The 26,385-nt window shown below is 71.0% G+C and carries 30 protein-coding genes; 17 read left to right on the top strand and 13 right to left on the bottom strand.

Translation table 11 applies throughout. The features are described from left to right. The first annotated feature begins 182 nt into the window (after positions 1-182). From ACZ5VC_RS07730 to ACZ5VC_RS07740, 3 genes are read left to right on the top strand one after another with little or no spacing between them, the layout of a single operon-like run. The gene (locus ACZ5VC_RS07730) at positions 183-1,205 is read left to right on the top strand and encodes a carbohydrate ABC transporter permease (RefSeq protein ID WP_469119201.1); all 1,023 of its coding nucleotides are present in this window, start codon (positions 183-185) and stop codon (positions 1,203-1,205) included. Between the two features lie 56 nt (positions 1,206-1,261). Then, positions 1,262-2,080 carry a carbohydrate ABC transporter permease gene (locus ACZ5VC_RS07735; RefSeq protein ID WP_468707429.1) on the top strand — a complete coding sequence of 273 codons (819 nt, stop codon included), beginning with the start codon at positions 1,262-1,264 and terminating at the stop codon, positions 2,078-2,080. Positions 2,081-2,089: 9 nt separating this feature from the next. Further along, on the top strand, positions 2,090-3,598 hold the full coding sequence (locus tag ACZ5VC_RS07740; RefSeq protein WP_469119202.1) for a glycoside hydrolase family 3 protein: 1,509 nt from the start codon (positions 2,090-2,092) through the stop codon (positions 3,596-3,598). A gap of 79 nt (positions 3,599-3,677) precedes the next feature. Here ACZ5VC_RS07740 and nagB read toward each other — a convergent pair whose 3' ends face one another. Continuing rightward, positions 3,678-4,463 (bottom strand): glucosamine-6-phosphate deaminase, encoded by a 786-nt coding sequence (gene nagB / locus ACZ5VC_RS07745; protein WP_469119203.1) that lies wholly within the window; start codon positions 4,461-4,463, stop codon positions 3,678-3,680. Between the two features lie 184 nt (positions 4,464-4,647). Between nagB and ACZ5VC_RS07750 the strand changes: the two genes are divergently transcribed. Then, positions 4,648-5,694 (top strand): SIS domain-containing protein, encoded by a 1,047-nt coding sequence (locus ACZ5VC_RS07750; protein ID WP_469119204.1) that lies wholly within the window; start codon positions 4,648-4,650, stop codon positions 5,692-5,694. A gap of 22 nt (positions 5,695-5,716) precedes the next feature. Here ACZ5VC_RS07750 and ACZ5VC_RS07755 read toward each other — a convergent pair whose 3' ends face one another. Beyond that, complete coding sequence (locus tag ACZ5VC_RS07755) at positions 5,717-6,469, bottom strand: SDR family NAD(P)-dependent oxidoreductase (protein ID WP_469119205.1); 753 nt, start codon at positions 6,467-6,469, stop codon at positions 5,717-5,719. Positions 6,470-6,549: 80 nt separating this feature from the next. Between ACZ5VC_RS07755 and ACZ5VC_RS07760 the strand changes: the two genes are divergently transcribed. After that, positions 6,550-7,149, top strand: a complete 600-nt coding sequence (locus tag ACZ5VC_RS07760) for a TetR/AcrR family transcriptional regulator (RefSeq protein WP_469119206.1) — start codon at positions 6,550-6,552, stop codon at positions 7,147-7,149. 315 nt (positions 7,150-7,464) lie between these two features. Further along, a complete protein-coding gene (locus ACZ5VC_RS07765) occupies positions 7,465-8,931 on the top strand; it encodes a sensor histidine kinase (protein WP_469119586.1) in 1,467 nt (488 codons plus the stop codon). 186 nt (positions 8,932-9,117) lie between these two features. Here ACZ5VC_RS07765 and ACZ5VC_RS07770 read toward each other — a convergent pair whose 3' ends face one another. After that, positions 9,118-9,375, bottom strand: a complete 258-nt coding sequence (locus ACZ5VC_RS07770) for a WhiB family transcriptional regulator (protein ID WP_003953983.1) — start codon at positions 9,373-9,375, stop codon at positions 9,118-9,120. Positions 9,376-9,691: 316 nt separating this feature from the next. After that, the gene (locus tag ACZ5VC_RS07775) at positions 9,692-10,660 is read right to left on the bottom strand and encodes a diacylglycerol/lipid kinase family protein (RefSeq protein ID WP_469119207.1); all 969 of its coding nucleotides are present in this window, start codon (positions 10,658-10,660) and stop codon (positions 9,692-9,694) included. Positions 10,661-10,740: 80 nt separating this feature from the next. Between ACZ5VC_RS07775 and ACZ5VC_RS07780 the strand changes: the two genes are divergently transcribed. Beyond that, entirely contained in the window at positions 10,741-11,175 is a 435-nt protein-coding gene (locus ACZ5VC_RS07780) for a hypothetical protein (RefSeq protein WP_469119208.1), read from the top strand. Between the two features lie 19 nt (positions 11,176-11,194). Here ACZ5VC_RS07780 and ACZ5VC_RS07785 read toward each other — a convergent pair whose 3' ends face one another. From ACZ5VC_RS07785 to ACZ5VC_RS07795, 3 genes are all read right to left on the bottom strand, one after another. Next, positions 11,195-12,202 (bottom strand): RNA polymerase sigma factor SigF, encoded by a 1,008-nt coding sequence (locus ACZ5VC_RS07785; RefSeq protein ID WP_469119209.1) that lies wholly within the window; start codon positions 12,200-12,202, stop codon positions 11,195-11,197. Further along, entirely contained in the window at positions 12,199-12,612 is a 414-nt protein-coding gene (locus ACZ5VC_RS07790; protein ID WP_019889334.1) for an ATP-binding protein, read from the bottom strand. Before ACZ5VC_RS07790 ends, ACZ5VC_RS07785 begins: the two co-directional genes overlap by 4 nt. A gap of 249 nt (positions 12,613-12,861) precedes the next feature. Next, on the bottom strand, positions 12,862-13,122 hold the full coding sequence (locus ACZ5VC_RS07795; protein ID WP_469119210.1) for a UBP-type zinc finger domain-containing protein: 261 nt from the start codon (positions 13,120-13,122) through the stop codon (positions 12,862-12,864). 36 nt (positions 13,123-13,158) lie between these two features. On the opposite strand from ACZ5VC_RS07795, the gene ACZ5VC_RS07800 reads away from it, so the two are divergent. Next, entirely contained in the window at positions 13,159-14,757 is a 1,599-nt protein-coding gene (locus ACZ5VC_RS07800; RefSeq protein ID WP_469119211.1) for a Na+/H+ antiporter, read from the top strand. On the opposite strand, the gene ACZ5VC_RS07805 is transcribed toward ACZ5VC_RS07800, so the two are convergent. Next, positions 14,733-15,638: a 1-aminocyclopropane-1-carboxylate deaminase/D-cysteine desulfhydrase gene (locus ACZ5VC_RS07805; RefSeq protein ID WP_469119212.1), complete on the bottom strand. Its 906-nt coding sequence runs from the start codon at positions 15,636-15,638 to the stop codon at positions 14,733-14,735. The genes ACZ5VC_RS07800 and ACZ5VC_RS07805 overlap by 25 nt on opposite strands. Before the next feature lie 38 nt (positions 15,639-15,676). Continuing rightward, on the bottom strand, positions 15,677-16,267 hold the full coding sequence (locus tag ACZ5VC_RS07810; RefSeq protein ID WP_469119213.1) for an N-acetylmuramoyl-L-alanine amidase: 591 nt from the start codon (positions 16,265-16,267) through the stop codon (positions 15,677-15,679). A gap of 253 nt (positions 16,268-16,520) precedes the next feature. Here ACZ5VC_RS07810 and ACZ5VC_RS07815 point away from each other — a divergent pair, with 253 nt between their 5' ends. The 5 genes from ACZ5VC_RS07815 (at position 16,521) to ACZ5VC_RS07835 (ending at position 20,646) form a co-directional block, all read left to right on the top strand. Further along, the gene (locus tag ACZ5VC_RS07815; protein ID WP_469119214.1) at positions 16,521-17,945 is read left to right on the top strand and encodes a family 2B encapsulin nanocompartment shell protein; all 1,425 of its coding nucleotides are present in this window, start codon (positions 16,521-16,523) and stop codon (positions 17,943-17,945) included. A 97-nt stretch (positions 17,946-18,042) separates the two neighbouring features. Beyond that, entirely contained in the window at positions 18,043-19,086 is a 1,044-nt protein-coding gene (locus tag ACZ5VC_RS07820) for a family 2 encapsulin nanocompartment cargo protein polyprenyl transferase (protein WP_469119215.1), read from the top strand. A gap of 148 nt (positions 19,087-19,234) precedes the next feature. Next, the gene (locus ACZ5VC_RS07825; RefSeq protein WP_469119216.1) at positions 19,235-19,822 is read left to right on the top strand and encodes a dihydrofolate reductase family protein; all 588 of its coding nucleotides are present in this window, start codon (positions 19,235-19,237) and stop codon (positions 19,820-19,822) included. A 26-nt stretch (positions 19,823-19,848) separates the two neighbouring features. Next, positions 19,849-20,190, top strand: a complete 342-nt coding sequence (locus ACZ5VC_RS07830; protein WP_469119217.1) for a hypothetical protein — start codon at positions 19,849-19,851, stop codon at positions 20,188-20,190. Positions 20,191-20,232: 42 nt separating this feature from the next. Beyond that, positions 20,233-20,646, top strand: a complete 414-nt coding sequence (locus ACZ5VC_RS07835) for a DUF6304 family protein (RefSeq protein ID WP_469119218.1) — start codon at positions 20,233-20,235, stop codon at positions 20,644-20,646. A 25-nt stretch (positions 20,647-20,671) separates the two neighbouring features. Here ACZ5VC_RS07835 and ACZ5VC_RS07840 read toward each other — a convergent pair whose 3' ends face one another. After that, positions 20,672-21,130 carry a group II truncated hemoglobin gene (locus ACZ5VC_RS07840; protein ID WP_469119219.1) on the bottom strand — a complete coding sequence of 153 codons (459 nt, stop codon included), beginning with the start codon at positions 21,128-21,130 and terminating at the stop codon, positions 20,672-20,674. 235 nt (positions 21,131-21,365) lie between these two features. Then, positions 21,366-22,013 (bottom strand): snapalysin, encoded by a 648-nt coding sequence (snpA, locus tag ACZ5VC_RS07845; RefSeq protein ID WP_469119220.1) that lies wholly within the window; start codon positions 22,011-22,013, stop codon positions 21,366-21,368. A gap of 209 nt (positions 22,014-22,222) precedes the next feature. Between snpA and ACZ5VC_RS07850 the strand changes: the two genes are divergently transcribed. Genes ACZ5VC_RS07850 through ACZ5VC_RS07860 form a run of 3 tightly spaced genes read left to right on the top strand, consistent with a single transcriptional unit; the run spans position 22,223 to position 24,688 of the window. Then, the gene (locus ACZ5VC_RS07850; RefSeq protein WP_469119221.1) at positions 22,223-23,179 is read left to right on the top strand and encodes a LysR family transcriptional regulator; all 957 of its coding nucleotides are present in this window, start codon (positions 22,223-22,225) and stop codon (positions 23,177-23,179) included. 40 nt (positions 23,180-23,219) lie between these two features. Continuing rightward, entirely contained in the window at positions 23,220-24,227 is a 1,008-nt protein-coding gene (locus ACZ5VC_RS07855; RefSeq protein ID WP_469119222.1) for a GNAT family N-acetyltransferase, read from the top strand. Further along, positions 24,224-24,688, top strand: a complete 465-nt coding sequence (locus ACZ5VC_RS07860; RefSeq protein ID WP_469119223.1) for a GNAT family N-acetyltransferase — start codon at positions 24,224-24,226, stop codon at positions 24,686-24,688. The genes ACZ5VC_RS07855 and ACZ5VC_RS07860 overlap by 4 nt, the downstream gene beginning before the upstream one ends. A 162-nt stretch (positions 24,689-24,850) precedes the next feature. On the opposite strand, the gene sodN is transcribed toward ACZ5VC_RS07860, so the two are convergent. Further along, entirely contained in the window at positions 24,851-25,246 is a 396-nt protein-coding gene (gene sodN / locus ACZ5VC_RS07865) for a superoxide dismutase, Ni (protein WP_468707194.1), read from the bottom strand. 142 nt (positions 25,247-25,388) lie between these two features. On the opposite strand from sodN, the gene sodX reads away from it, so the two are divergent. After that, entirely contained in the window at positions 25,389-25,811 is a 423-nt protein-coding gene (gene sodX / locus ACZ5VC_RS07870; protein WP_469119224.1) for a nickel-type superoxide dismutase maturation protease, read from the top strand. Here the strand turns inward: sodX and ACZ5VC_RS07875 are convergent. After that, positions 25,715-26,344, bottom strand: coding sequence for a CGNR zinc finger domain-containing protein (locus ACZ5VC_RS07875; RefSeq protein WP_469119225.1), 630 nt, complete (start codon positions 26,342-26,344; stop codon positions 25,715-25,717). The two genes, sodX and ACZ5VC_RS07875, sit on opposite strands and share 97 nt — an antisense overlap. Between the last annotated feature and the right edge of the window lie 41 nt (positions 26,345-26,385).

Below are 26,385 nucleotides of genomic sequence, written 5' to 3' on the forward strand. Positions count from 1 at the left end.
GCATAGCCAAATACCCCCCCCCCCACCCCCCCCCCCCCCCCCTCCTCCCCCCCCCCCCCCCCCCCCCCCCCCCCCCCCCCCCCCCCCCCCACCACCGGGTCATCGCAGTGCACAGCGGCCCGTTCCCCCGGGGCCGCGGGCCCGTTGGGCGCGGGAGCCCCAGAACCGCGAGGAAGAAGACCATGACCGTGGACTCCCAGGGAGCGGTGACCTCCGCTCCCCAGGACGCGTCGGGGAGGGCGGCAGGGCCGTCTCAGACTCCGCCACCCCCTTCCGGATCGAAGGAAGTCCTTCAGCCTCCTCGCGGCAGGCGCGCCCTGCCCGGCGGGCTGCTGCCGTACCTGCTGATCGGCCCCGCCGTCCTCTCCATGGCGGTGCTGCTGCTCTATCCGCTCGCGCGCAATGTGATCCTCTCCTTCCAGCAGGTCAACCGGAAGGAACTGATCACCCGTAGGCCGCAGTGGATCGGTTTCGAGAACTACACCGAGCTGATCGGTGACCCGGACTTCTGGACCGTCGTGGTCCGAAGCCTCCTCTTCACGGCCGCGAACGTCGCCGTGATCATGGGTGTCGGCACGCTCCTCGGCCTGCTGCTCAACCGGCTCGGCAAGAAGATGCGTCTGGTGCTCTCGCTGGCGCTGATGATGGCCTGGGCCATGCCGATCGTCGCCTCGGTCACGGTCTTCCGCTGGCTCTTCGACGAGCAGTTCGGCGTCGTCAACTGGCTGATGCGGATGCTCGGATTCACCGGCTACGACCAGCACAACTGGTTCGAGACCGGGTTCTCCTCGCTCGTCATCATCACGATCCTGGTGGCCTGGGGCTCCATCCCCTTCGTCGCGCTCAACATGTACGCGGGCCTCACCACGATCGGCACCGAGCTGTACGAGGCCGCCAAGATGGACGGCGCGAACGGCTGGCGCACCTTCTGGTCCGTGGTCTTCCCGAACCTGAAGCCGTTCTTCATGATCACCACGTTTCTGGAGATCATCTGGGTCTTCAAGGCCTTCACCCAGGTGTACGCCATGAACTCCGGCGGTCCGGACCGCAGTTCCGAGACCCTTACGGTCTACGCGTACATCGTCGGCCAGAGCCAGGCCCACTACGGCCTCGCCGCGGCGGTCTCCGTCCTCACGATCGTGATGCTGATCGCCGTCATGTCCTTCTACTTCCGCCTGATCCTGAAGCAGGAGGAGGAGCAGTGAGCACGACCACCCTCTCCAAGACCCCCGCGGCCCCCGCCCGGCGCCGCAGAAAGCCCGTGCGGCCCGGCGCGATCCTCAAGAACCTGACGGCGCTCGTCCTCGCCGTGGTGTTCGTCTTCCCGGTCTACTGGATGCTCTCCTCCTCGCTGAAGCCGCAGAGCGAGATCCTCAGCAAGGACCCGGTCTTCCTCTTCGTGCCGACCGGCGAGAACTACACGACCGCGACCGGTGTCGACCTGTTCTGGACGTACGTCGTCAACAGCCTCACGGTCACGGTCGGCGCGGTGCTTCTGGCCCTGGTCGTCGCCCTGGCGGCGAGCTTCGCGATCGCCCGGATGAAGTTCCGCGGCCGCAAGGGCCTGGTCCTCGGCGTGATGATGGCGCAGATGGCCCCCTGGGAGGTCATGGTCATCGTCATGTACATCATCGCCCGGGACAGCGACATGCTGAACAGCATCCCGCTGCTCACACTGGTGTACTTCGTGATGGTCCTGCCCTTCACCATCTGGACGCTGCGCGGCTTCATCGCGGCGGTCCCGGTCGAGCTGGAAGAGGCGGCGCTCATCGACGGCTGCACCCGCGGCCAGGCGTTCCTCAAGGTGATCTTCCCGCTGCTCGCTCCCGGCCTCATGTCGACCTCGCTCTTCGGCTTCATCACCGCGTGGAACGAGTTCGCCATGGTCCTGATCCTCAACAAGGACAAGGAGTCGCAGACGCTGACGCTCTGGCTGACGCAGTTCCAGACCGCGTTCGGCAGCGACTGGGGGGCCACCATGGCGGCCTCCACGCTCTTCGCCCTCCCCGTGCTCATCGTCTTCCTCTTCCTCCAGCGCCGGGCCGTCGGCGGTATGACCGCCGGCGCCGTGAAGGGATAACGCCGCCTCATGACGACGCTCGTATCCGGTACCGGGACGCTGACCCAGGACGCCCTCACCGTCCTCCAGCCCGGCTTCGTCGGCACCACCGCGCCCGACTGGCTGCTCCGCCGCATCGGCGAAGGGCTCTCCTCCGTCGGCCTCTTCGGCCGCAACATCGCCTCACCGGCACAACTCGCCGCCCTCACCGTCCAGCTGCGGGCCGAGCGGGACGACGTCCTCGTCGCCATCGACGAGGAGGGCGGCGACGTCACCCGCCTGGAGGTCCGGACCGGCTCCTCCTTCCCCGGCAACTACGCGCTGGGCACCGTCGACGACACGGACCTGACCCGGGCCGTCGCCCGCGAGCTGGGCCGGCGCCTCGCCGCGTGCGGGGTCGACTTCAACTGGGCGCCGTCCGCCGACGTCAACTCCAACCCGGACAATCCGGTCATCGGTGTACGGTCCTTCGGCGCCGGCACCGATCTGGTGGCCCGCCACACCGTCGCGTACGTCGAAGGCCTCCAGGCCGCCGGCGTCGCCGCCTGCACCAAGCACTTCCCCGGCCACGGCGACACCAATGTCGATTCGCACCACGCGCTGCCCCGGATCGATGTGGACCTCGCCACACTCCACGCCCGTGAGCTGGTGCCTTTCCGCGCGGCCATCGCGGCGGGTTCCAAAGCGGTGATGAGCGCGCATATCCTGCTCCCCGCGCTCGACCCCGATCGCCCGGCGACTCTCAGCCCGCAGATCCTCACCGGTCTGCTCCGCGAGGAGCTCGGCTTCGACGGGCTGATCGTCACCGATGGCATGGAGATGCAGGCCATCGCGTCGACGTACGGCATCGAGCGTGGCTCCGTCCTCGCGATCGCGGCGGGCGCCGACGCCATCTGCGTCGGCGGCGGCCTGGCGGACGAGGAGACCGTACTGCGACTGCGCGACGCGCTGGTCGAAGCGGTACGGACCGGCGACCTGTCCGAGGAGCGGCTGGCCGACGCGGCGGCGCGTGTGCGCGCCCTCGCGTCCTGGACCCAGGCGCGTCGGGCCAGGGGGGCTGTATCGGAGCCGGGCGCGGCAACGCAGGAGGGGACCGCGCCCGGCACCGACATCGGGCTGGTCGCGGCGCGCCGCGCGCTGACCGTGACCGGCGAGCGGGTGGCCCCTGCCGAACCGGCGTACGTCGCCGCCTTCACACCCGTGGCCAACATCGCGGTCGGTGACGAGACGCCCTGGGGTGTCTCGGCCGAGCTCGCGCGGCTGCTGCCCGGCACGCTGACCGGTTCGTACGCGGACGCCTCGGTCGAGGCCGTCCTCGCCGCCGCCGGGCAGCGCCGGATCGTCGCCGTCGTACGCGACGCCCACCGCCACCCGTGGATGACCTCGGCCCTGGACGCCCTGCTCGCCGCCCGCCCCGACACGGTCGTGGTCGAGATGGGCCTGAACCGGGCGGAGCCGCGGGGCGCGCTGCACATCGCGACGCACGGGGCGGCGCGGGTGTGCGGAATCGCCGCGGCGGAGGTCATCGCCGGCAAGTGACGGCCGCGCGGGCGTCATGGCCGCGCTGCGCATGGTGAAGGGCCGGTACCCACCGGGTACCGGCCCTTCACCGTGCGGTCTAGATGCCCTGCCAGCCGGGCTTGTTGGCGTAGGTGTGGCGGAAGTAGTGGGCGAGCTTCAGCTTGGACGCGGCGGCCTCGTCCACGACGACCGTGGCGTGCGGGTGCAGCTGGAGCGCGGACGCGGGCACGATCGCGGCGACGGGACCCTCGACCGTCTGCGCCACGGCCTCCGCCTTGCCCTCGCCGGTGGCCAGCAGTACCAGGTGGCGGGCCTCCAGGATGGTGCCGATGCCCTGGGTGATGACGTGGTGCGGGACCTGCTCGATGTCGTCGTCGAAGAAGCGCGCGTTGTCGACGCGGGTCTGCTCGGTGAGGGTCTTGATGCGGGTGCGGGAGGCGAGCGAGGAGCACGGCTCGTTGAAGCCGATGTGCCCGTCCGTGCCGATGCCGAGGATCTGGAGGTCGACGCCCCCGGCGTCCTTCAGGGCCTTGTCGTACGCCTCGCAGGCGGCCTGGACGTCCTCGGCGGAGCCGTCGGGGCCCATGAAGGACTCCGGGGAGAGGCCGAGGGGCTCCACGACCTGGCGCAGGACGGTTGCGCGGTACGACTCGGGGTGCCCCGCGGGCAGGCCCACGTACTCGTCGAGCTGGGCGATCCGGGCGCGCGAGACGTCCACGGCACCCGCGTCGGCCTTGGCCTTGAGGGCTTCGTAGATGGGCAGCGGAGTCGAGCCGGTGGCCACGCCGAGCAGAGCGTCGGGCGTGCGGCGCAGCAGGCCGGCGATGCCCTCCGCGATGAGCTCTCCGCCTGCCGTTGCGTCCGGGACGATGACAACTTCCACGCTGGGCCTGCCGATCTGAAAAGGGGTCTCGTGTGGTATAGACCAATCTAGCAGAGTGGGGGCCGTCGCTTCGGGCGTTTGTCCGGTTCCGTACGGCCGCTCCCGCCCGGGCTCTCCACTGGCGAGTGCGCGCCCTCCCATGGTCGACTGGGCGCACCGGGACAGCCACCTGGAAGGACCGCCCATGAGCGAGCAGCCCGGCTGCATCATGGCCGGTGAGATCGCGGAGCAGCCCGCCGTGCTGCGCCGGATCCTCGCCGACGGCGCCTCCGCGATCCGCCGCACCGCCGAGGCCGTCTCCGCCCGCCGTCCCCGCTTCGTCCTGCTCACGGCGCGCGGCACCTCCGACAACGCGGCGCTCTACGCGAAATACCTCGTGGAGATCCGGCTGGGACTGCCCTGCGGGCTGACGTCCATGTCCACGACGACGGCGTACGGAGCGGTGCCCGATCTGCGGGACGTCCTGGTCGTCACCGTCAGTCAGTCCGGCGGGTCCCCGGACCTGGTGGCCTCCACCCGGGCGGCCCGGGAGGCCGGCGCCGTCACCGTCGCGGTCACCAACAACCCGGACTCACCGCTGGCGGCCGTCTCCGAGTACCACGTCGACGTCCTCGCGGGCCCGGAGAGGGCGCTGCCCGCGACCAAGACGTACACCGCCTCGCTGCTGGCCCTCCACCTCTTCGTCGAGGGTCTGCGCGGCGGCGACGCCACGTCCGCGCGGGACCTGCCGGAGCTCGCCGAGTCCGTCCTGGCGCGCCGGGACGAGGTGCGGCGGCTGGCGTCCCGCTACCGCTTCGCCGAGCGCATGGTGATCACCTCGCGGGGCTACGGCTACCCCACCGCGAAGGAAGCGGCCCTGAAGCTGATGGAGACCAGCTACATCCCGGCGCTGGCCTACTCCGGCGCCGACCTGCTGCATGGTCCGCTCGCCATGGTGGACAACATCTCGCCGGTCATCGCGGTCGTCCCCGAGGGGCACGGCGGCCAGGCCCTCCAGCCCGTCCTGGACCGTCTGCGCGGCCGGGGCGCGGACCTGATGGTGGTCGGCCCGAAACCGGCGGTCGACGCGGCCTCCGCGGGCTTCGCCCTCCCGACCCGGGGCGTCCCGGAGGAGATCCAGCCGATCCTGGAGATCCTTCCGCTCCAACTCCTCGCGTACGAGGTGACCATCGCCCGGGGCCAGGACCCGGACGCCCCCAGGGCTCTGATGAAGGTGACGGAGACGCGCTGACCGCCCCGGCCGCCCCGCGCCGCTACAGCAGCGAGAGCAGCAGGCCGCCCGTCGCGTCCAGGTGCTGGCCCGTCACCCAGCGGGCGTCGGGTGAGGCCAGGAAGGCGACCACGTCCGCGACCTCCGCGGTCGTGCCGAGGCGGTTGAAGACCGAGCGGGAGGCCACGTGGGCGCGGGCCGCGGGGTCGGCGAGCCAGGCCGCGTTCAGGTCGGTCTCGACGACTCCGGGACCGACCGAGTTCACGGTGATCCCGCGCGGGGCGAGCTCCGCCGCGAGGGAGCGGGTCAGCGCGTTCACCGCGCCCTTGGCCATGATCGTGGCGAGGATGGCCGGCAGGGCGATGTCCGGCGTCCCGGTGACATTGACGATCCGCCCACCGTCCCGCAACCGCCCCAGACCGTGCTTGATCACGAAGAACGGCGCCTTGGCGTTGACCGCGTGGATCCGGTCGTACGTCTCCTCGTCCGTCTCCGCGATCCCCGCGAACGCCGCCGCTCCGGCGTTGCCGACCAGGATGTCGAGCCCGTCGGCGTGCTCGTCGAACGCGGCCCACAGCCTCTCCGCGTCTCCCGCCACCCCCAGCTCGGCGCGGAGCGCGAACGCCTCACCGCCGGCCGCCTCGATCGCCGCCACCGTCTGTGCGGCCGCCGCCTCGTTGCGGCCGTAGTGCACACCCACCCGCGCCCCGTCCCGGCCCAGCCGTTCCGCGACGGCCCGTCCGATCCCCCTGCTGCCGCCGGTGACCAGCGCCGTCCTGCCCGCGAGCGTGCTCATGAGACGCCCCCCCATTTCCCTAGTGGTCGCTACAGAAAGACGTTAGCAGCTTTTCTAGCGCTCGCTATAAAATGACCGCCATGGCGACGAAACAGCGCGGCCGGCCCCGGTCCTTCGACCGCGACGCGGCCCTCGACAAGGCGACCAGGGCCTTCTGGGAGCACGGCTACGAAACGACCTCCGTCGCCGACCTCACCCGGGTGATGGGCATCGGCGCGCCCAGCCTGTACGCGGCCTTCGGCGACAAGAAGGCGCTGTTCGGCGAGGTCGTCGAGGCCTACGCCCGGAGCTACGGATCCTTCGGCGCCCGCGCCCTCGCCGAGGAGCCGACCGCCCGGGAGGGCCTGCGCCGGCTGCTGCGGGAAGCCGCCGCCGAGTACACCGACCCGGACCACCCGTACGGCTGCCTCATGATCAGCGCCGCGATCAACTGCACGGCCCCCGATGTCGAGCAGGCCCTGCGTGACCGTCGCAACGCCACGCTGGAGAGCTTCGAGAGCCGGATCCGCGCGGACGTCGCGGCGGGCCTGCTCCCGGCGGACACCGACGCCCGCGCCCTGGCCCGCTTCAGCGGAGCCGTGATGCAGGGGATGTCGCAGCAGGCACGGGACGGCGCCTCGAAGGAGGAGCTGGAGGCCCTGGCGGAGAACGCGATGCGGGCCTGGCCGCCCGCCCCCTGAAACACCCGCGGGCCGCGGCGCCAGGACGGGACCCTCAACCCGTCCGGCACCGCAGCCCGGAGCAGCAGGCCGGGGGTGTGCGGTCCCTCGGCCGTGTAGAGGTCTCGACGCAGTCAGGGCAGAGAGCGCCGGTACCTCGTTCCACCCTCCTGTGCGGGGAGAGTGGAGGCTTTATCTGTCCATTGTGGACTAGACCATTCTTGTCTGTCCATCCATGGGAACACGGTCCTTCCCGGCCCATCCTCCAACACGGACGCCCGGAGATCCAGGTTCACCGCCTTGTAATTCCGCGGGTACGCTCGCCACGTGCCCTCCATGAACGACCTCGTACGCCAGCACACCGCTCTGAGTGAGACCGACCTCGAGTGGCTCCACCTGCTGGTCTCGGAGTGGCAGCTGCTCTCCGACCTCTCCTTCGCCGACCTCGTTCTCTGGGTTCCCACCCTGGACGGCACCCGTTATGTCTCGGTCGCCCAGATGCGGCCGAACACGGGCCCCACCTCCTACCAGGACGACATGGTCGGCCATCTCGTCCCGCGAGGGCGCCGCCCGCTGCTCGACGCCGCTCTCGACGAGGGCCGGATCGTGCGCGAGGGCGACCCGGAGTGGCGCGAGGAGGTCCCGGTGCGGGTCGAGTCGATCCCCGTACGCCGCGAGGGCCGCGTCCTCGGAGTCATCGCCCGCAATACGAACCTCCTCACGGTCCGTACGCCCTCCCGGCTGGAGCTCACCTACCTCCAGTCCGCGTCCGACCTGGCCCAGATGATCGCGGCCGGAACGTTTCCGTTCCCCGGCCAGCAGGTCGACATGGACGCCTCCCCGCGCGCGGGCGACGGCCTGATCAGGCTCGACGCCGATGGCGTCGTCCAGTACGCCTCGCCCAACGCCCTCTCCGCGTACCACCGTCTCGGCCTCGCCGCCGACCTGGTCGGCCAGCACCTCGGCCAGATCACCGCCGAACTCGCCCCCTCCCGCGGCCCGGTCGACGAGGCGCTGGTCAAGCTGGCCAGCGGCTACGCGCCCCGGGAGACGGAGATCGAGGGCAACGGCGGTGTCATCCAGCTGCGGGCCATTCCGCTGAAGCCCAAGGGCACCCGCGTCGGCTCGCTCGTACTCCTGCGCGACGTCACCGAACTCCGTCGCCGAGAGCGTGAGTTGATCACCAAGGACGCCACCATCCGGGAGATCCACCACCGGGTGAAGAACAACCTCCAGACGGTCGCCGCCCTGTTGCGGCTCCAGGCCCGCCGGATGGATTCCGAGCAGGGCCGCGAGGCACTGAACGAGGCGGTGCGGCGCGTCGGTTCGATCGCGATCGTGCACGAGACGCTCTCGCAGAACCTGGACGAGCGTGTCGAGTTCGACGAGATCGCGGACCGGGTGATCGCCATGGTGGCGGAGATCTCCCCGGGCAAGGTGACCTGCCGGCGCAACGGCCGCTTCGGCATCCTCGACGCCGAGGTCGCCACCCCGCTCTCGATGGTCCTCACCGAGATCCTGCAGAACGCCCTCGAACACGCCTTCGCCCAGGGGGAGCAGGGCACGGTCGAGGTCACGGCGGTCCGCGGCGAGGCCCGCGCCGACGCCCGGCTGCTGATCACGGTCCAGGACGACGGCCGCGGGCTGCCCGAGGGCTTCGACCCGCAGCGCGCGGGGAACCTCGGGCTGCAGATCGTACGGACCTTGGTGGAAGGGGAGTTGGGCGGCACGTTCGACATGCAGCCCGCTCCGGAGCGCGGCACGCGGGTCGTGCTCGACATCCCCGTCCACCCGCAGAAATAGCGGCGCGGAAGCAACGGGCGGAAATGGCGGCGGGCGAGAGCGGTCCGTGAAGAGCAGCGAGCCCCGGACCGTGTGAGACGGTCCGGGGCTCGAATGCTGTGGGTTACTGCTGCGCGCTGCGGCTCGTGGGCGGTGATTGCGTACGCGATGTACGCGCCGCTCGGCTCAGGCTCGTAACAGGGGGCGTCAGGCGCTGGCGTTGCGCGCCCGGTTGCGAGCGGCGCGGCGCTTCATGGCGCGACGCTCGTCCTCGCTGAGGCCACCCCAGACGCCGGAGTCCTGGCCGGACTCGAGCGCCCACTGCAGGCACTGCTCCATGACGGGGCAGCGGCGGCAGACGGCCTTGGCTTCCTCGATCTGCAGCAGCGCAGGACCGGTGTTGCCGATGGGGAAGAACAGCTCGGGGTCTTCCTCACGACAAACGGCGTTGTGACGCCAGTCCATGGCTGCTACCTCTCTTGTGTGACATGCACGTTGCTTGTGAATGTGAACGCTTTCACGAATCCCCCCGCAAGGGAAGGGCCGACTGCCAGCTGGACTGGTGTGGTCCTTGGAATGAGGAGGGGTTCTGGTGCTCAGTGGAGGCCGATCCTGCGGGCCGTCCCGAGCGCCATGTAGAGATTCGCAAACCTCGGCGGCGGATACAACCCCTTCCGGAAAGTTTTTTTTGATTCCTCGGTGTCGGCTAGGTCACAGCCGTACTTCTATGGGGTGGATGCCAGCCTAAACGTTCGAGTGAAAGGCCTTTGGGCCCTTCCGCTCACACAATCACACGCAGTGCACGGCGAACGCCTGTGAACGTCACGCCCGTACGCAGGCCCAGGTGGTCTCCGTCCATCTGGAAGGGGAGCGGAACCTTCGAATGCAAGGTGAAGTCGGTCAGGTCGTGCAGAGTGAGGGCATGCTTGCCGTGCGGACCGCGCTCCGGCGTCGAGGTCAGCAGCTGGGTGGCGTAACGGGCCACCGCCGGGGTCGACAGACGGCTCAGTCCGAGCACGTCCAGCGCGGTGTCGAAGGACGCCTCCGGGGACGCGTACACCGGACGATTGCCCAGGTAGGTCCAGGGAGAGGTGTTGCAGACTATGGACACCACAAGATCGTCGACGGGGTCCTGGCCGGGCCTCTCCAGCGTGATCGTCCCGTGCCGGCGGTGCGGCTCCTCCACGAACTGGCGGACCATCTGGCGGACGTAGAGCGCGTGCGTGGATCTCTTCCCGCGTTCCCGCTGCTGTTCGACCCGGCCGATCACCCCCGCGTCGAAACCGAGCCCGGCGCAGAACGTGAACCAGCGGGCCGGAACCGCTTCGTCGTCGGTGCCCGGCGTGCCGGACGCCAGTCCCAGACCGACCGTACGTTCGCGGCGCTCACGCAGCGCGTCCAGAATCGCGCCGGTCGCCTCCACCGCGTCGTTAGGAAGGCCGAGCGCGCGGGCGAAGACATTGGTCGAGCCGCCGGGGACGACCGCGAGGATCGGGATCCGCTCCGGATCGGGGCCGTGGTGCAGAAGCCCGTTCACGACCTCGTTGACCGTGCCGTCGCCACCGAGAGCGACGACCATCTCTATGTCCTTGGACTCCACGGCCCGGCGGGCGAGGTCCCGGGCATGGCCGCGGTACTCGGTCGTCACCGCCTCCAGCTTCATCTCGCTGGCCAGCGCGTGTATCAGAACGTCGCGCGTGCGGGCACTGGTGGTGGTTGCTGCCGGATTGACCACAAGAAGTGCGCGCATGGCCGCCAGCGTACCTACCGCGCGGTACCTGGCCCAGCCCCGTCCGGACCGTGGAAGGCGCCGGCGGCTACCCTGCTGGGGTGAGCAGTACCGAGCAGAACACCCCCACGGACACCGCCCCGCGCCCCGCCCGCCTGACCGCCGCGGCGGCGCTCGCCGCGCTGGAGGCCCTGGCTCTGGTGGTCGGTGGCGTGTATGTACTGGTGACCGGATTCACGGGCAGCCCCGACAGCCGGACCCAGGCGGTGACCGGCGGCGCGACCCTGATCGCCCTCGGTCTCATCCCGCTGGCGGCCGCGCGCGGACTGCTGGTGCGCCGCTCCTGGAGCCGAGGGCCGGCGGTCATCACGCAGATCCTCGCGCTCCCGGTCGCCTGGCAGCTGCTCCAGGCCACCAGCGCGCTGATCCCCGCGGGCATCGCCCTCGCGGTGACCGCCGTGGCGGCCCTCGTCCTCCTGCTGAACCCGGAGACGACCCGGGCCCTGGGCATCCGGGGGTCGGGAAGCGACGCGTAGGGCGCCGCCCCGCCGGCTCCTACTCCTCCACCAGCAGCTTCTCCCGCAGCTGCGCCAGCGTCCTGGCCAGCAGGCGCGACACGTGCATCTGCGAGATGCCGACCTCCTGCGCGATCTGCGACTGGGTCATGTTGCCGAAGAAGCGCAGCAGCAGGATGCGCTTCTCCCGCGGCGGCAGATCCTCCAGCAGCGGCTTCAGCGACTCCCGGTACTCGACGCCCTCCAGCGCCTCGTCCTCGGCGCCCAGCGTGTCCGCGACCGCCGGCGACTCGTCGTCCGTGTCGGGGACGTCCAGGGAGAGAGTGGAGTAGGCGTTGGCCGACTCCAGGCCTTCCAGGACCTCCTCCTCCGAGATGCCCAGGCGCTCCGCCAGCTCGTGCACCGTCGGGGAGCGCCCGTGCTGCTGGGAGAGCTCGGCCGTGGCGGTCGTCAGGGAGAGGCGCAGTTCCTGGAGGCGGCGCGGGACCCGCACCGCCCAGCCCTTGTCCCGGAAGTGCCGCTTGATCTCGCCGACCACGGTCGGCGTCGCGTAGGTCGAGAACTCGACACCGCGCTCCGGGTCGAAGCGGTCCACCGACTTGATCAGGCCGATCGTGGCGACCTGGGTCAGGTCGTCCAGCGGCTCGCCACGGTTGCGGAAGCGCCGTGCCAGGTGCTCCACGAGCGGCAGGTGCATCCGCACCAGCTGGTTGCGCAGCTCCGCCTTCTCCGGCGATCCGTCGGGCAGCTTGCGCAGCTCGACGAACATCGCCCGCGCCCCGCTCCGGTCATGCGGATCGTGGTGATGGTGGTGGTCGTGTGCCTGCTCGCTCATATGGGCCGCCCTCCCCCGAAGCTCCGCCTGGGAGGTACCCCCAGCCTGCGCCTGCGCCTGCTCCGTCGCGGCCGAAAGGCCGTCGAGCCCTTCCGGCCCACCGGGTGCGTCCGCGGGGTGCGGCCGCGCCTGCTGCTCCGGGATGCCCGTCGGATCCGGGATTCCGGCCGTGGAACGTAGCTCGTTTCGCACGGGACCCTCCCCGTTCCTCACGCCGGACCTGGGCCCGCGCCGCGCTGTTTGTACAGGCTGATCGAGACCGTACGGTCGTCGGCGACGGACGACTCGACCTTGCCGGCCAGCGCCGAGAGCACCGTCCACGCGAACGTGTCCCGCTCCGGGGCCCGGCCGTCCGTCGTCGGCGCCGAGACCGTCACATCGAGCGAGTCGTCCACCAGCCGGAAGACGCAGCTGAGAACGGAGCCCGGCACGGCCTGCTGGAGCAGGATCGCGCAGGCCTCGTCGACCGCGATGCGCAGGTCCTCGATCTCGTCGAGGGTGAAGTCCAAACGCGCCGCCAGGCCGGCCGTGGCCGTACGCAGCACGGACAGGTAGGCACCCGCAGCGGGCAGCCGGACTTCCACGAAGTCCTGGGTCCCGGGCTCGCCTGCGATCTGGGACACCCTCACCTCCAAGGTGGCACAAGCTCTTTCGGGGCCGGGAGGAGAAAAGTTCCCCCAGGCCGGGCGATACGCAGTGGTACGTAGTCCGCCGTGACGCTATCGCGATCCATGGTGCCGTGTCGCCGGGGCCCCCACAGTGGCCGGGCCTCGACGCTTGTCACTCATGGTAAGGCCATGAGTACGGACAGTGGCTAGGGGTCTGCGCCGCCCAATTGAGAGGAACCGGCGGAGCTTTGACGTACCCAGCTGTCAGACGATCGAACCGTCCGCGAAGCACCAGCGCCAGCTCTCACCGCGCTCGAAGCTCCGCATCACCGCGTGGCCGGTCCGCTGGAAGTGCCCCGTGGCGTGCCGGCCCACCGAGGAGTCGCAGCAGCCCACATGCCCGCATTCCAGGCAGAGCCGCAGTTGTACGGGATGCGTGCCGGCGGCCAGGCACTCCGGGCACTCGGCGCTCAGCGGTTCGGGCTCGGGGCGCGGCAGTTCGGCAACGTGGGGACACTCGCTCATGATTGCCAGGTTACGTTGCGAGGGACGGGGACCGAGATGGAAGCTTTGCCACTGGTGGCGCTGGTCGCGGCGAGTGCCGCGATCGCGGGGGTGGCCCGCAGGACGCCGGTGCCCGCGCCCCTGCTGCTGGTGACGGCGGGGCTCGCCGCCTCCTATGTGCCCGGGGTCCCCGACTACACGCTCGATCCGCACATCGTGCTGCCGTTGGTCCTGCCGCCCCTGCTGCACACCGCGGCGGTCGAATCCTCGTATCTCGATCTGCGCGCGAACATCAGACCCGTCGCCCTCCTCTCGGTGGGCTATGTCCTCTTCGCGACGGTCGCCGTCGGCTGGCTCGCCTACACCCTCGTTCCCGATCTGCCGCTGACCGCCGCCCTGGTCCTGGGGGCGGTGGTGGCGCCGCCGGACGCGGTCGCGGCCACCGCCATCGCCCGCCGGCTCGGGCTTCCGCACCGGATCACCACGATCCTGCAGGGCGAGTCCCTGGTGAACGACGCAACCGCGATCACCGCGTACAAGGTCGCGCTGGCGGCGGCCGTCGGCGAGGGCGTGAGCTGGGGCGGGGGCATCCGTGAGTTCGCCCTCGCCTCGGTGGGCGGCATCGGCGTCGGGCTGGTCCTGATGGTGCCCATCCACTGGCTGCGCCGGCACCTGCGCGAGGTCCTGCTGCAGAACACGCTCTCCCTGCTCATCCCCTTCATCGCCTACGCGGCGGCCGAGGAGGTCGGGGCGTCCGGCGTGCTCGCCGTCGTCACGGTCGCCCTCTACCTCGGCCACCACAACTGGCAGGTGGACTTCGCGACCCGCCTCCAGGAGGAGGCGGTGTGGAAGATGGTCGCCTTCCTCCTCGAGTCCGCCGTCTTCGCCCTGATCGGCCTCCAGCTGCCGTACGTGGTCCAGGGGCTCGGCCGGTACGGCATCGCCGAGGCGATCTGGTACGCGGTCGGAGTCTTCGTGGCGGTCGTCGTGGTGCGGTTCGTGTGGGTCTATCCGGCGACCTTCCTGCCCCGGGTGCTGTCACGGCGGATACGGGAGCGGGAGCCCGGGGTGGACTGGAAGGCCCCGCTGATCGTCGGCTGGGCCGGAATGCGCGGAGTGGTGTCGCTGGCCATCGCCTTCTCGATCCCGATGGTGGCGGACGGCGGACCCTTCCCGTCCCGCAATATGGTCCTCTTCCTCACCTTCACGACCGTGATCGGGACGCTGGTGGTGCAGGGCCTCACCCTGCCGCCGCTGATCCGGATCCTGAAGCTGCCCCGCCGGGACGCGCAGGCAGAGACGCTCGCCGAGGCGCAGGCCCAGAGCGAGGCGTCGACCGCCGCCGAGCGGCGCCTGGAGGAACTGCTCGCCGACGAGCGCAACGCGCTCCCGCCGCCGCTCGCCGACCGGCTGCGGACCGTCATGGAGCGTCGCCGCAACGCGGTGTGGGAGCGGCTCGGAGCGGTCAACGAGTTCACCGGCGAGAGCGCGGACGACACCTACCGGCGCCTGTCACGTCAGATGATCGAGGCCGAGCGGGAGGTGTTCGTCCAGCTGCGGGACGCCCGGCGGATCGACGACGAGATGATGCGCACGCTGCTGCGCCGGCTGGACCTGGAGGAGGCGGCCGCCTACCGCGAGGAGTCGTCCGGCTGACCGGTGACGACGGCGGCCACGGTGGTTCCGCGGGGGAAGGCGCCCTCGGCGGCCAGGGTCGTGAGTCCGTAGAGCAATTTGGCGACATAGTGACGTTCCACGGGCAGTCCATGGCGGGCCTCGAACTCCTCTGCGAAGGCGTCGAGCTCGGGAGTCGTGCGGGCGTAGCCGCCGCAGTGGAAGCGCTCGTCGAGGCTCCAGTCGCCGGCCGGCCCGCCGAAGGCCCGTTCCTGGAGGGCGCGTATCTCGCCGCCGAGGAAGCCGCCCCTGAGGACGGGTATCCCGAGCGCCCGCTGCCCGGGGCCCAGCCCCGCGGCGAGCCCGGCGAGGGTGCCGCCGGTACCGCACGCCACCGCGACGACATCGGCGGCCCCGGCCAGCTCCCGGCCGAGCTCGGCGCACCCCCGGGCCGCGAGGGCGTTGCTGCCGCCCTCGGGGACGACGAAACTGCCGGGCGGAGCATCGCGCAGGACGGCCGCCAGCACCTCCGGATCGCTCTTGGCGCGATAGGTCGCCCGGTCCACGAACAGCAGCTCCATTCCGTCCGCGACGCAGCGCGCCAGCGACGGATTGAGGGGCCGGCCGGCCAGTTCGTCGCCCCGTACGACCCCGACGGTCGGGAAGCCGAGAAGCCGGCCGGCGGCGGCGGTCGCGCGCAGATGGTTGGAGTAGGCGCCGCCGAAGGTCACCACCGGCCGCCCGGCGGCGGCCAGCAGATTGGGGGAGAGCTTGCGCCACTTGTTGCCGGGCAGGGCGGGGTGGATCAGATCGTCCCGCTTGAGCAGCAGCCGCACGCCGTGCCGGGTGAAGCGCTCGTCCTCGACCGGCTCCAGAGGGGACGGGAGCCGGGGGTTCAGGGAGGCGAGGTCGAACGCGTTCACCCGGCCATTGTCACGTCCCGTGGCGCGTCAGGGGCGCGTCACTTCAGGCGCGCCCCGATGCGTGCCCGCATCGACTCCATGGTGAAGCCCCGCGGATCGACCTTGCCCGGTTGCCACTCACGGTGACCGATGACCGAACGGGCGGTCCAGCCGTGGACCCGGCAGACCGCGGCGGCGGCCTTCTCGATCGCCTCCAGCTGGACGGCCGGCCAGGGGTCCTTGCCGTCGCCGAGGTTCTCGCACTCGAAGCCGTAGAAGTGCCGGTTCCCGTCCGTGTTGGCCTCGTTGTCCGGTGGGAGCCCCTTCTCCGCGATGACGGCACGCAGGACCTCGTCGTCACCGAGCCCCGCGTGATTGGCCCGGCCGTAGCCGACCAGGTGGACCGTGCCGTCCTTGGCGATGACGCCGTGGCACAGCGGCCCCGGCAGGGCGGAGTGGCCGTCTCGGCAGATCCGGACGGTCTGCGCGGTGCCCCGGGTGACGGTGTGGTGGATCATCACGCCGTGAACGGGGCCCCAGGGGCCCTTGTGGTTGCGGTTGTGGTGTCGCCAGTCGCCGACCTCGACGACCGAGAGGCCCTCGTCGCGCAGCGCGTCGATGAACCTGCTCGCGGACATGGGTGAGGCCATGACCGCCTCCTTTCGCTGATACCGCTTGTACCGGAGTACGGACGTCCGGGGCCATGCGTTCGGACGGCGTGCGAGCCGATCCGGACACCGGCGTGGATTCCGGGCCTTCCGGGCGCTCCGCCGCCGGAGTGGAAAAGCGCGTGTCCTGCCCGCGCCTGCGTGATCCAGTCCCACCCATTTGTGTAATGGCGCCTGCACGCTCCGTGCTGAAAGGCTTCTCCTGCAGGTCAGCTCTTGATCGAGAGGGAGATCCATGTCGGTTGGTTCGGTAGGCACGGTCGGCGACGAGACGCGCGCGGATCAGGCACCACCGCAGCAGAGTCTTGGTACGGCCGCCGCGCGGAACCTGGCGACCACCACCAAGTCCGCACCGCAGATGCAGGAGATCACCTCCCGGTGGCTGCTGCGGATGCTGCCGTGGGTGCAGGTGCAGGGTGGTACCTACCGGGTCAACCGGAGGCTCAGCTATTCCGTCGGCGACGGGCGGGTGACGTTCGTCCAGACCGGCGACCGCGTCGCCGTCATCCCCGCCGAGCTCGGCGAACTCCCGGCCCTGCGCGGCTACGCGGACGAGGTGGCCCTCGCCGAACTGGCGCAGCGCTGCACCCAGCGGGACTTCGCGGAGGGTGAGGTGATCGCCAACCGGGGCGACGGCACGGACCGGGTGTACCTGCTGGCGCACGGCCGCGTCGAGCAGCTCGGGGAGGGGCCCTACGGCGGCGAGGCGGTCATCGACGTCCTCGCCGACGGGATGTACTTCGGCGACGCGGGCCTCCTCGACGGGCAGGCGACCTGGAAGTACACCGCGCGCGCGGCGACCGCGTGCACGGTCCTCGAACTCACCCGCGCCGACGTCCAGAACCTGGCGGAGCGGGCCACGTCACTCGCCGAGCACCTCGCCGCGGTCGCCGCGCTGCCGCACCAGCGCACCAACAAGTACGGCGAGGCGGCCATCGACCTGTCGGCCGGCCATGTCGGCGAAGCCGTCGTGCCCCACACCTATGTGGACTACGACGCCGCGCCCCGCGAGTACGAACTGAGCGTGGCCCAGACCGTGCTGAAGGTCCACAGCCGCGTCGCCGACCTCTACAACCAGCCGATGAACCAGACCGAGCAGCAGTTGCGGCTCACGGTCGAGGCGCTGCGCGAGCGCCAGGAGCACGAGCTCATCAACAACCGGGAGTTCGGCCTCCTCTCCAACTGCGACTACGGACAGCGGCTCCAGCCCCACGACGGCGTGCCGAGCCCGGACGACATGGACGAACTGCTGTCCCGCCGACGGGGCTCCAAGCTCTTCCTCGCCCACCCCAAGGCCATCGCCGCCTTCGGCCGTGAATGCAACAAGCGCGGACTGGTCCCGGAGAGCGTCGAGATCGGCGGGCACCACGTGCCCGCCTGGCGCGGGGTGCCGATCTTCCCGTCCAACAAGATCCCGATCTCCGACGCCCGCACCACCTCGATCATCTGCATGCGTACCGGTGAGGCCGACCAGGGTGTCATCGGGCTCCACCAGACCGGCATCCCGGACGAGATCGAGCCCAGCATGTCGGTCCGCTTCATGGGCATCGACGAGCAGGCGATCATCTCGTACCTGGTCACGGCGTACTACTCGGCCGCGATCCTGGTGCCGGACGCGCTCGGTGTCCTGGAGAACGTGGAGGTCGGCCGCTGGCGCTGATGTGTGCTCGGGGTGGCCGCCCGCGCGCGTGCGGCCACCCCGGCCGGCCCACCGGTTCCGCAGTGACGGACATGCTGTGAAGGAAGTGACCGTGACCATGACCCGCACGGATGCCACGACCGACGGCCAGGGGGCCGTGGCACTCCTCGACCACACCCGCACCGTCGTCACTCCCCAACTGCGTGACGCCGTCGGTTCCTTGCCGGGCTCCCTGCGGCGCGTGGCGATGTATCACTTCGGCTGGGAGCACGCCGACGGGACCCCGGCCGCGGGCCAGGCGGGCAAGGCGATCCGGCCGGCCCTGGTGCTCGCGGCGGCGGGCGCGCTGGCCGGGGACCCGGGCCAGGCCGTACGGGCGGCGGCCGCCGTGGAGCTCGCGCACAACTTCACCCTGCTCCACGACGACATCGTCGACGAGGACCCGACGCGCAGGCACCGCCCCACGGCCTGGACCGTGTTCGGCATTCCGGACGCCCTCATCGCGGGCGACGCGATGCTCGCGCTCGCGCTCCGGCTGCTGGCGGAGGACGGGCATCCGGCGTCCGCCGCTGCCTCGGCCCGGCTCGGGGCCTGTGTGATCGAGCTCTGCGCGGGACAGCAGGCGGACTGCGCCTTCGAGCACCGGGGGCCGCACGAGGTCTCACTGGACGAATGCCTGGCGATGGCGACCGCCAAGACCGGTGCGCTGCTCGGCTGCGCCTGCGCGCTCGGGGCGCTGTACGCGGGCGCGGGGGAGGAGGAAGTCGCGGCGATGGACGCGTTCGGCCGGGAGGCGGGTCTCGCCTTCCAGCTGATCGACGATCTCATCGGGATCTGGGGCGATCCCGGACGCACGGGCAAACCGGCCGGGGCGGATCTGGCCGCGCACAAGAAGTCGCTGCCGGTGGTGGCGGCGCTCGGCTCCGGGCTGGAGGCCGGTGCCGAGCTGGCGGAGCTGTACCGGCTGCCGGTGCTGGACGAGAAGGCGGTCCGCCGGGCGGCCGACGCCGTGGAGCGGGCCGGCGGCCGCGACTGGGCGCAGACGCAGGCGGCGGACCGGATGGGCCGGGCGGTGCAGCACCTGTCCCGGGCGGTGCCGGACCTCTCGGCAGCGGGGGACCTGCTGGCACTGGCGGAGTTCGTGACCCGCCGGACCAGGTAGTCCGGGCGAGGGGACGGGGCCTTCGGAGCCGCCGGGAAATTAGTGCTTGCGTACACCACTACAGCTGAAGCACTATAACCGTCGTGGTTCGACGCGCGGGCAGCGCGCTGGGACTCATCCCCATCATCCCGAGACAAAGAGGACCGGTTTGCGCAAGCTCACCTACTTCATCGCCTGCACCATCGACGGCTTCATCGGCGACCCGGGCGGCGACGCCACGTCCACGTACCAGTACGTGGCCGGGGAGTACATGGAGTACTTGAAGACCGAGTATCCGGAGACCATTCCGACCCAAGGTTGGCCCGTGCTCGGTATCGACCCCGACGCCGCGAGCCGGCACTTCGACACCGTGGTCCAGGGGCTGAACTCCTACAAGGTGGGCCTGGACGTCGGCATCACCAGCCCCTACTCCCATCTGCGCGAGTTCGTCGCGACCCGCTCGCTGGAGAAGTCCCCCGACGCGAACGTCGAGCTGATCGCCGACGACCTCGTCGGCCGTGTCCGGCAGCTGAAGGCCGAGGACGGCCCGCTCGGCATCTGGCTCTGCGGCGGATCCACTCTCGCCGGCCAACTGATCGACGAGATCGACGAGCTGGTCATCAAGACCTATCCGCAGGTCTACGGCGCGGGGATGCCCATGTTCGGAGCCGACTTCGCCGTGCGTGAATTCGAGCTCGGCGCGGTGCGCTCGTTCGACAACGGCGTCCTCGTCCGTACGTACACCAGGAAGCGGTGACGCGTCCGACTGCCTACGCTGGAAGCATGGGCAGCAGCGAAGGACCGACCGTCCGTGATCCGCAGGCCGACCCGGTGTGTCCGGCCTGCGGACGGACTGTCGGCACGACCATCAAGCGCCACAAGGTCCTCGGCGCGTGGGTGCCCGTCTGGGAGCCCCAGCCCTGTAGCAACCCAGACTGTGAACTCTTCGACGGTAAGTCGCCGACCGCCGCGTCCGCCGAAGCCGAATCCGGGAAGACCGGTGACGCGCGGTCCGCGGAGAATGAAACCGGACAGACGGAATCCGGACAGACGGAAGCCGGTGAGGTCGCGGGGGAGCGGCCGGGCAAGGACGACGAGATCGGCAGAAGTCAGACTCCGGGGTGACCGGCCGCGCGGTGGAGCCAGTCATACCGCTACAGTCCGCGCATGTCATCGGAGTCGAGGGAAGTCTGGACCGGCTGGTACCGGGACCGTCGGGGCGCGGAAGCGATCGTCATCACGGCGGACGGCAAGCGGGTGGCCACCCGCATCAGGGGGATCGAATATGAGGGGGCGGGTCTCGCCACCCTGAGGTCGGCCGACGGTGACGCGCTCACCGGATGCGTCATCGAATGGGACCTGCCGCTGCCCGTCGTGACCGACGGGGACACCCGACAGGCCACGCTGAGCTGCCTTCTGACGCTCGGTGAGCGCGCCGACCTGAGCCTGACCCTGCACTACGCCGGAACGGCCTACGAGTCGGGCATCGCCGGCGGCGACTTCGAGGAGGCGCTCGACCGGATCGGGCGCCAGCTGCCTCCAGGAACCGCGTTCGGACGCAGGCTCCCGGAGCACGCCTGACTCCCCGTGCCGGGTCGCCGCCCGCTCAGGCGAGGCCCTTCCAGCCCCACCTCGGCGTCGGACCCGGCTCACCCAGGTCCGTACCCGGCGGTGCGGCGGAGACATCCCGGGCGATCCTGGTACCCCACTCGAAGTACTCCAGGACCCGGCGGCGCAGCAGCTCGTCGTCGGGCAGTTCCTTCTCCACTGCCGCGGTCATCAGCTCCATCCAGCGCGACCGCTGCTCCTCGGTGATGGACAGGCCGAGGTGGGCGCGCAACAGCGCCTGGTGGCCGCCCAGTTCGGCGGTGAAGCGGTCGGGGCCCGAGAAGATCTCGGCCAGCCATACGGCGACGTGTTCGACGTGCGCCGGGGTGAAGTCCGCGAAGACCGGCGCGAGGAGCGGGTCGACGAGCACGGCCTCGTAGAAGGTGTCGGAGAGGCGGCGCAGCGCGTCGGCGCCGCCCACCGCCTCGTAGAGCGTCTCGGATCGCTCGCTGGTCACGGAAGCCTCCCGGGTCGACATCTGAGGATGCCCACTCTCGCCCGGTGGTCGTACCGCGGAAGGGGTTCCGCTGTTGGCGCAAAGACCGCCGGCGCAACGCCGCCGGCTCAACCGCTTTCGGCGCAACGGCCGTCGGCGCAAGGGGCGTTCGCGCGAAGGGTGCGGGGAGAGGGGGAGGCGCGCCCCGCCACTGCTGAGGGCGGGGCGTCCCTCCCCCTCGTTCAGGAGGCGCGGGTCAGGAGGCCTTGGCGACCGCCGCCGCCAGGCCGTTGCGCCACAGGTAGTCGACGCGGGAGCGCTCCTGCGAGTTCGGCTGGGCGTTCTGGCAGGAGGTCCCGGGACCGCCGCCGGACATCAACTCGCTGCACGGGCCGGAGTAGTGGTCGGGCAGACCGAGGACATGGCCGGTCTCGTGGGCCGTCACGCGCGTGGAGTTGTACTGCTGGTTCTGCCGGTAGTCGAGGAAGATGTAACCCCGGCCGTGCCCGTCGGTGCTGGCGTACGAGCCCCGGGAGTCGTTGCCCTCGTAGTACCGGAAGTCCGGGTTGCTGCCCTCCTGCAGCTTCACGTTGTTCACGGAGCTGTTCCAGATCTGGGTGCTCCGGGATATCTGCGAACGGAAGCTGGGGGCGTTGGCGGTGCTGTAGATCACGGTGACGGCGAGGGCGCCGGGATTGGCGGCGCGCTTCTCGGCGACGGACTTCATCACGGCCTCGTAGAACGCCTTGTTGGCCTTGGCCTCAGCCGCCGAACCGGCGTACGCGGTGAAGCCGGAGGCGCTGGTCGGGGAGGGGGCGGCGGGGCTCGCGCTCGCGGGGACGGCGCCGAGGGCGGCGACGGCCAGGCCGAGGGCCGCGGCGGCGACGGAGATGCGATGTCTCATGGGGGGCTCCTACTCGTCCGGTACGCGCTGGGTGGGCGCGCTCGGTTGGGTGGGTCGGTCAGAGTGTCGAGGAGCCCCGGGCCCGTACGGATGATGGCAAACCCCGATAGCACAAACGCATCACCCGTCCCAACAGACCTTTAATTCGGCGGCAATTGAGCCGGAATGGTTGTCTGGTGCGACCCAGGGCGCCGCCCTACCCTCGGGGCATGGAGCTGGAGGTGAGGCATCTGCGCGTGCTCTGCGCCATCGCGGACACGGGCAGCCTGCACAAGGCCGCGCGCCAGCTGGGGATGAGCCAGCCGTCGCTGACGACCCAGCTGCGGCGCATCGAGAACTCCCTGGGCGCGGAGCTGTTCTCGCGCGAGCGCACGGGCTGCCGGCCGACGCCGCTCGGCCGGTCGGTACTGAGCCGTGCCCGGCCCCTGGTGACGCAGATGGCCGCCCTGATCACCGAGACCAGGGCGGCGGCCGCCCGCGCCGACGGCCCCAGGCTGCGCGTCGGCTCCACCGCGAGCCGCGCCCTGCCCGGCTGGCTGCGCCGACTGCGCCAGCGGCTGCCCGGCACCGACATCGCCCTCCACATGGACGTCTCCGCCAACGCGCTGCTGCGGATGGTCGCGGCCGGCCAGCTCGACGTGGCCTTCGTGCACGAGGTGGAGGGCTGCCCGCTGAGGGTCCCGGACGGCCTGGAGCGGCGCGTACTGGTCGACCGGGAGCCGCAGTTCGTCTCCATGGCCAACGATCACCCCGCGGCCGCCGAGCCCGTCGTGGAACTGGCCGCCCTGGCGGGGGACCGGTGGCTGGTCGACCCGACGGTCGACGGCGAGTGGGACGGGCTGCGCCGCGTCCTGGCCGCCGCCGGTATCAACCCGCCCGTCCTGCACGCCGACTACCACACGGCGGCCTCCCTGATCGTGCTCGGCGAGGCGGTGGCGCCCTGCCAGCCGACCTCGGGACCCCGCGACGACATGGCGATCAGACCCCTGCGGGGCGACCCGCTGGCCGTGCGGCTGCTGTTGTACGCGCGCCTGGAGGCCCCGCCGGAGGGGACGGGCGGCATGTACGAGGACCTCTCGGCGGCGTACCGGGAGGCCGCGCTGCGCGCGGCGGCGTACCGTCAATGGCTGCTGCGGAACGGGAGTCCGCTGCTGAGAGCGGCGTAGGAGCCGCTCTCCGGCCGTCGACGAAGGGGAGTGCGTCACTGTGACCGTACGGATCGAGGGGGAGGGCATCGTCCTCCGGGAGTGGACCGAGGACGATCTGCCGGTGATGTCGGAGCTCTTCGACGACCCGGTGGTGGCCCGCTGGACTCCGCTGCCCTCGCCCTTCGACGAGGCCGCCGCGGCCGGGCTCCTGACGAAGATCCGCGGCGCCCGCACCGAGGGCAGCCGGCTCCATCTGGCGATAACCAAGGACGGCGGGGAGCCGCTCGGCGAGGTCATGATCAGCGTCCCCGCCCGCTCCCTCGGTTACGCGGTCGGCGCCGCCCACCGCGGCCAGGGCCTCGCCCCGCGCGCCGCCCGGCTGCTCACCGCCTACGCGCACGGGACGCTGGGACTTCCGCGGCTCCTGCTCCAGATCGAACCGGGCAACGCGGCGAGCGAGGCGGTCGCGCGGGCGGCGGGCTACCGCCTGACCGACGAGGAGCCGATACCGGTCGAGGACAAGGGCCGCGCCTACACCCTGCGGACCTGGGCGCACGACGCCAACAGTGCGACGGCGGTGGACCTGGAGGCGCTCACGGCGCTGGCCGAGGGCCACCACCCGCGCGCGGTGCGGTCGTTCGGCGTACGGGAGACTGCCGGGCACCTCGTCAAGGTGTACGGGATCGAGGCCCCGGGCCGCACGGTCACCGAGGCGGACCTGGCTCCGGCGCTGCGGATCGCCGCGGACCGGCTGGCGGGCGGCCGCCGGTACGGCTCCCTGGGGCTGGCCGTCCTGCTCGTACACGCGGGCGGCGACGGCGACTACGTCCTCGTCCACACCTGGATCGAGGGCCACATGTCCGACCTCTCGGTCCACACGGGCCCGGCGGGGCGCCCCGAAGAACTGCGCCCGGGCCGGGTCGGTCTCGCGCCCTGCGTCTGGGAGGCCGCGGTACTCGCCCACGAGCGGGAGTCCTTCGTCCGTCACGTGCTGGACGGCGAAGGGCCCTGGGGCGGCCGGCTCGACGCGTGGGGCACCGATGTGATCGAGGGGGTCGTGCGATGACGGCGCCCGCCCCCCGGGTCCGCCACGCCCTCCCGGCCGACCTGCCGCGCGTCGCGGAACTGGCCGCCGAGCACGCCGCCTACGAGAAGGCCGCGCCCCCGGCGCCCGGTCTCGCCGACCGTCTGGCGGCGATGCTCTTCGGTGAGGACCCCCGCCGCCTGCGCTGCCTGGTCGCCGAACTCCCGGACGGTCACCTGGCCGGCTACGCCACCTGCGCCCCGGAACTCTCCACCTGGGCCGGCCCCTATCTCCACATGGACTGCCTCTACCTCGCGGACAGCCGGCGGGGTCTGGGCCTCGGCGCGCTCCTGATGGCGGCGATCGAGGAGGAGGCCCGGTCCCTGGGCCTGACCGAGATCCAATGGCAGACACCGGCGTGGAACGAGGGGGCGATCCGCTTCTACGACCGTCTTGGCGCGGCCGCCAAGGAGAAGTTGCGGTACACGCTGCGCGTGGGGTGAGGGGCCGGTCCCGGCGCCGGCACCGATCCGCACCGACCGCACCGACCCGTACAGGGGGACCGAAAAAGACCGCACCCGGACCGCGGTGGACGCCAGGAGAGGCGGCCTGCGGACCGGGTGCGGTCTGGTGAAGCATGGCGATACGCGAAGAAAGAACGCGAATCAGGCCTTCTTCGTCTCCCAGAAGATGCGGTCGATCTCAGCGATGAGCTCCAGCGCCTTCTCGCCCGTCTTCGGGTCCGTCGATGCCTTCGCCGTCGACAGCGCCTTCAGGGCGTCGTTGACGAGCTGGTGCAGCTCCGGGTACTTCTCGAAGTGCGGGGGCTTGAAGTAGTCGCTCCACAGCACCGACACGTGGTGCTTGGCGAGCTCCGCGCGCTGCTCCTTGATGACCGTGGCGCGGGCCCGGAAGTGCGGGTCCTCGTTGGCCAGGTACTTCTCCTGGACGGCCTTGACCGATTCGGCCTCGATACGGGCCTGGGCCGGGTCGTACACACCGCAGGGGAGGTCGCAGTGGGCGCTGACCTTCACCTTGGGGGCAAACAGGCGGGAGAGCATTGAGCTGTCCTTCCTCGTGATCGTCTTCTCAGGTGGGACATTACTCCGTGAGAAGCGCGATTTCGCGAGCGCCCCCTTGGGCTTAGGACAAAAGTCCAGGGTCACCATGAGACTCGTGGACGATCGAACCGGGAGGTGCCGGATGGCGAATCAGGGGCGGGAATCGGCAGTGCCGTTCGGGATCGCCGAGGTCACGGGGCTGTCGATGGTCCCCACGCTCCTGCACGGCGACCAACTGCTCGTGCACTACCGGGCGGTGGCCCGGCCGGGTGACGTGGTCGTGCTGCGCCACCCTCTCCAGCAGGACCTGCTCATCGTGAAGCGGCTGGTCGGCCGGCGGGACGGCGGCTGGTGGGTGCTGAGTGACAATCCGGACGCCGAGGGCGACAGCCGGCTGTTCGGCAGTGTGCCGCCGGAGCTCGTGCTCGGCCGCGTACGGGCGCGCTACCGGCCGCTGACGCCCGGGCGTCAGCGGTCCGTCGGGGTCGTGCTGTCCTGGCTGCTGTCCTGCGTGAGGCCGGTGTTCTCCGCCCGCTCGGTCTCCAGGCGCTTGCGCGCCCGGTAGGCGGCCACGTTGGCGCGGGTCGCGCAGCGGTCGGAGCAGTAGCGGCGCGAGCGGTTGGTGGAGGTGTCCAGGTAGGCGTTGCGGCACGGCGCCGCCTGGCACAGACCGAAGCGGTCGGCCCCGAACTCGGTCAGGTGGAAGGCGAGGCCCATGGCGGCGATCGCGGCGTAGCCTGCGGTCGCGTTGGACGGGTGGTCGGCCAGGTGCATGTGCCAGCGCGGCCGGCCCTCGTCGTCCAGGTAGTCGTGCCCGGAGATCTGCGGGCTGACGGGGAATTCGAGCAGCAGCGAGTTCAGCAGGTCCACGGCCCCGGTCTGGTCGCCCGCGTCCGCGGCGGTGAAGACCGCGCGCAGCCGGGCCCGTACCGACCGGAAGCGGGTCACGTCGGCGTCCGTGACGCGCCGCGCCATCTGGGAGGCCGCGCCGAAGAGGTCGCGGACCACCTCGACCGACGTGAGGGCGTCCTTGTTGCGAGCCGGCTCCTCGGTGTTGACCAGACGCACGGCGTAATCCGAGTAATAGGCCAGTTCCACTTGTAGTCCTTACGGCGGCGGTCTAGGGTCGGGGCAGCGGG

It is taken from the genome of Streptomyces sp. NPDC033174, assembly GCF_055577795.1.

Coding starts and splice junctions, on each gene's coding strand:
- ACZ5VC_RS07730 (WP_469119201.1), top strand. CDS start 183: ATGACCGTGGACTCCCAGGGAGCGGTGACCTCCGCTCCCCAGGACGCG.
- ACZ5VC_RS07740 (WP_469119202.1), top strand. CDS start 2,090: ATGACGACGCTCGTATCCGGTACCGGGACGCTGACCCAGGACGCCCTC.
- ACZ5VC_RS07750 (WP_469119204.1), top strand. CDS start 4,648: ATGAGCGAGCAGCCCGGCTGCATCATGGCCGGTGAGATCGCGGAGCAG.
- ACZ5VC_RS07755 (WP_469119205.1), bottom strand. CDS start 6,469: ATGAGCACGCTCGCGGGCAGGACGGCGCTGGTCACCGGCGGCAGCAGG.
- ACZ5VC_RS07760 (WP_469119206.1), top strand. CDS start 6,550: ATGGCGACGAAACAGCGCGGCCGGCCCCGGTCCTTCGACCGCGACGCG.
- ACZ5VC_RS07765 (WP_469119586.1), top strand. CDS start 7,465: ATGAACGACCTCGTACGCCAGCACACCGCTCTGAGTGAGACCGACCTC.
- ACZ5VC_RS07770 (WP_003953983.1), bottom strand. CDS start 9,375: ATGGACTGGCGTCACAACGCCGTTTGTCGTGAGGAAGACCCCGAGCTG.
- ACZ5VC_RS07775 (WP_469119207.1), bottom strand. CDS start 10,660: ATGCGCGCACTTCTTGTGGTCAATCCGGCAGCAACCACCACCAGTGCC.
- ACZ5VC_RS07795 (WP_469119210.1), bottom strand. CDS start 13,122: ATGAGCGAGTGTCCCCACGTTGCCGAACTGCCGCGCCCCGAGCCCGAA.
- ACZ5VC_RS07800 (WP_469119211.1), top strand. CDS start 13,159: ATGGAAGCTTTGCCACTGGTGGCGCTGGTCGCGGCGAGTGCCGCGATC.
- ACZ5VC_RS07810 (WP_469119213.1), bottom strand. CDS start 16,267: ATGGCCTCACCCATGTCCGCGAGCAGGTTCATCGACGCGCTGCGCGAC.
- ACZ5VC_RS07815 (WP_469119214.1), top strand. CDS start 16,521: ATGTCGGTTGGTTCGGTAGGCACGGTCGGCGACGAGACGCGCGCGGAT.
- ACZ5VC_RS07820 (WP_469119215.1), top strand. CDS start 18,043: ATGACCCGCACGGATGCCACGACCGACGGCCAGGGGGCCGTGGCACTC.
- ACZ5VC_RS07830 (WP_469119217.1), top strand. CDS start 19,849: ATGGGCAGCAGCGAAGGACCGACCGTCCGTGATCCGCAGGCCGACCCG.
- ACZ5VC_RS07835 (WP_469119218.1), top strand. CDS start 20,233: ATGTCATCGGAGTCGAGGGAAGTCTGGACCGGCTGGTACCGGGACCGT.
- snpA (WP_469119220.1), bottom strand. CDS start 22,013: ATGAGACATCGCATCTCCGTCGCCGCCGCGGCCCTCGGCCTGGCCGTC.
- ACZ5VC_RS07850 (WP_469119221.1), top strand. CDS start 22,223: ATGGAGCTGGAGGTGAGGCATCTGCGCGTGCTCTGCGCCATCGCGGAC.
- ACZ5VC_RS07860 (WP_469119223.1), top strand. CDS start 24,224: ATGACGGCGCCCGCCCCCCGGGTCCGCCACGCCCTCCCGGCCGACCTG.
- sodN (WP_468707194.1), bottom strand. CDS start 25,246: ATGCTCTCCCGCCTGTTTGCCCCCAAGGTGAAGGTCAGCGCCCACTGC.
- sodX (WP_469119224.1), top strand. CDS start 25,389: ATGGCGAATCAGGGGCGGGAATCGGCAGTGCCGTTCGGGATCGCCGAG.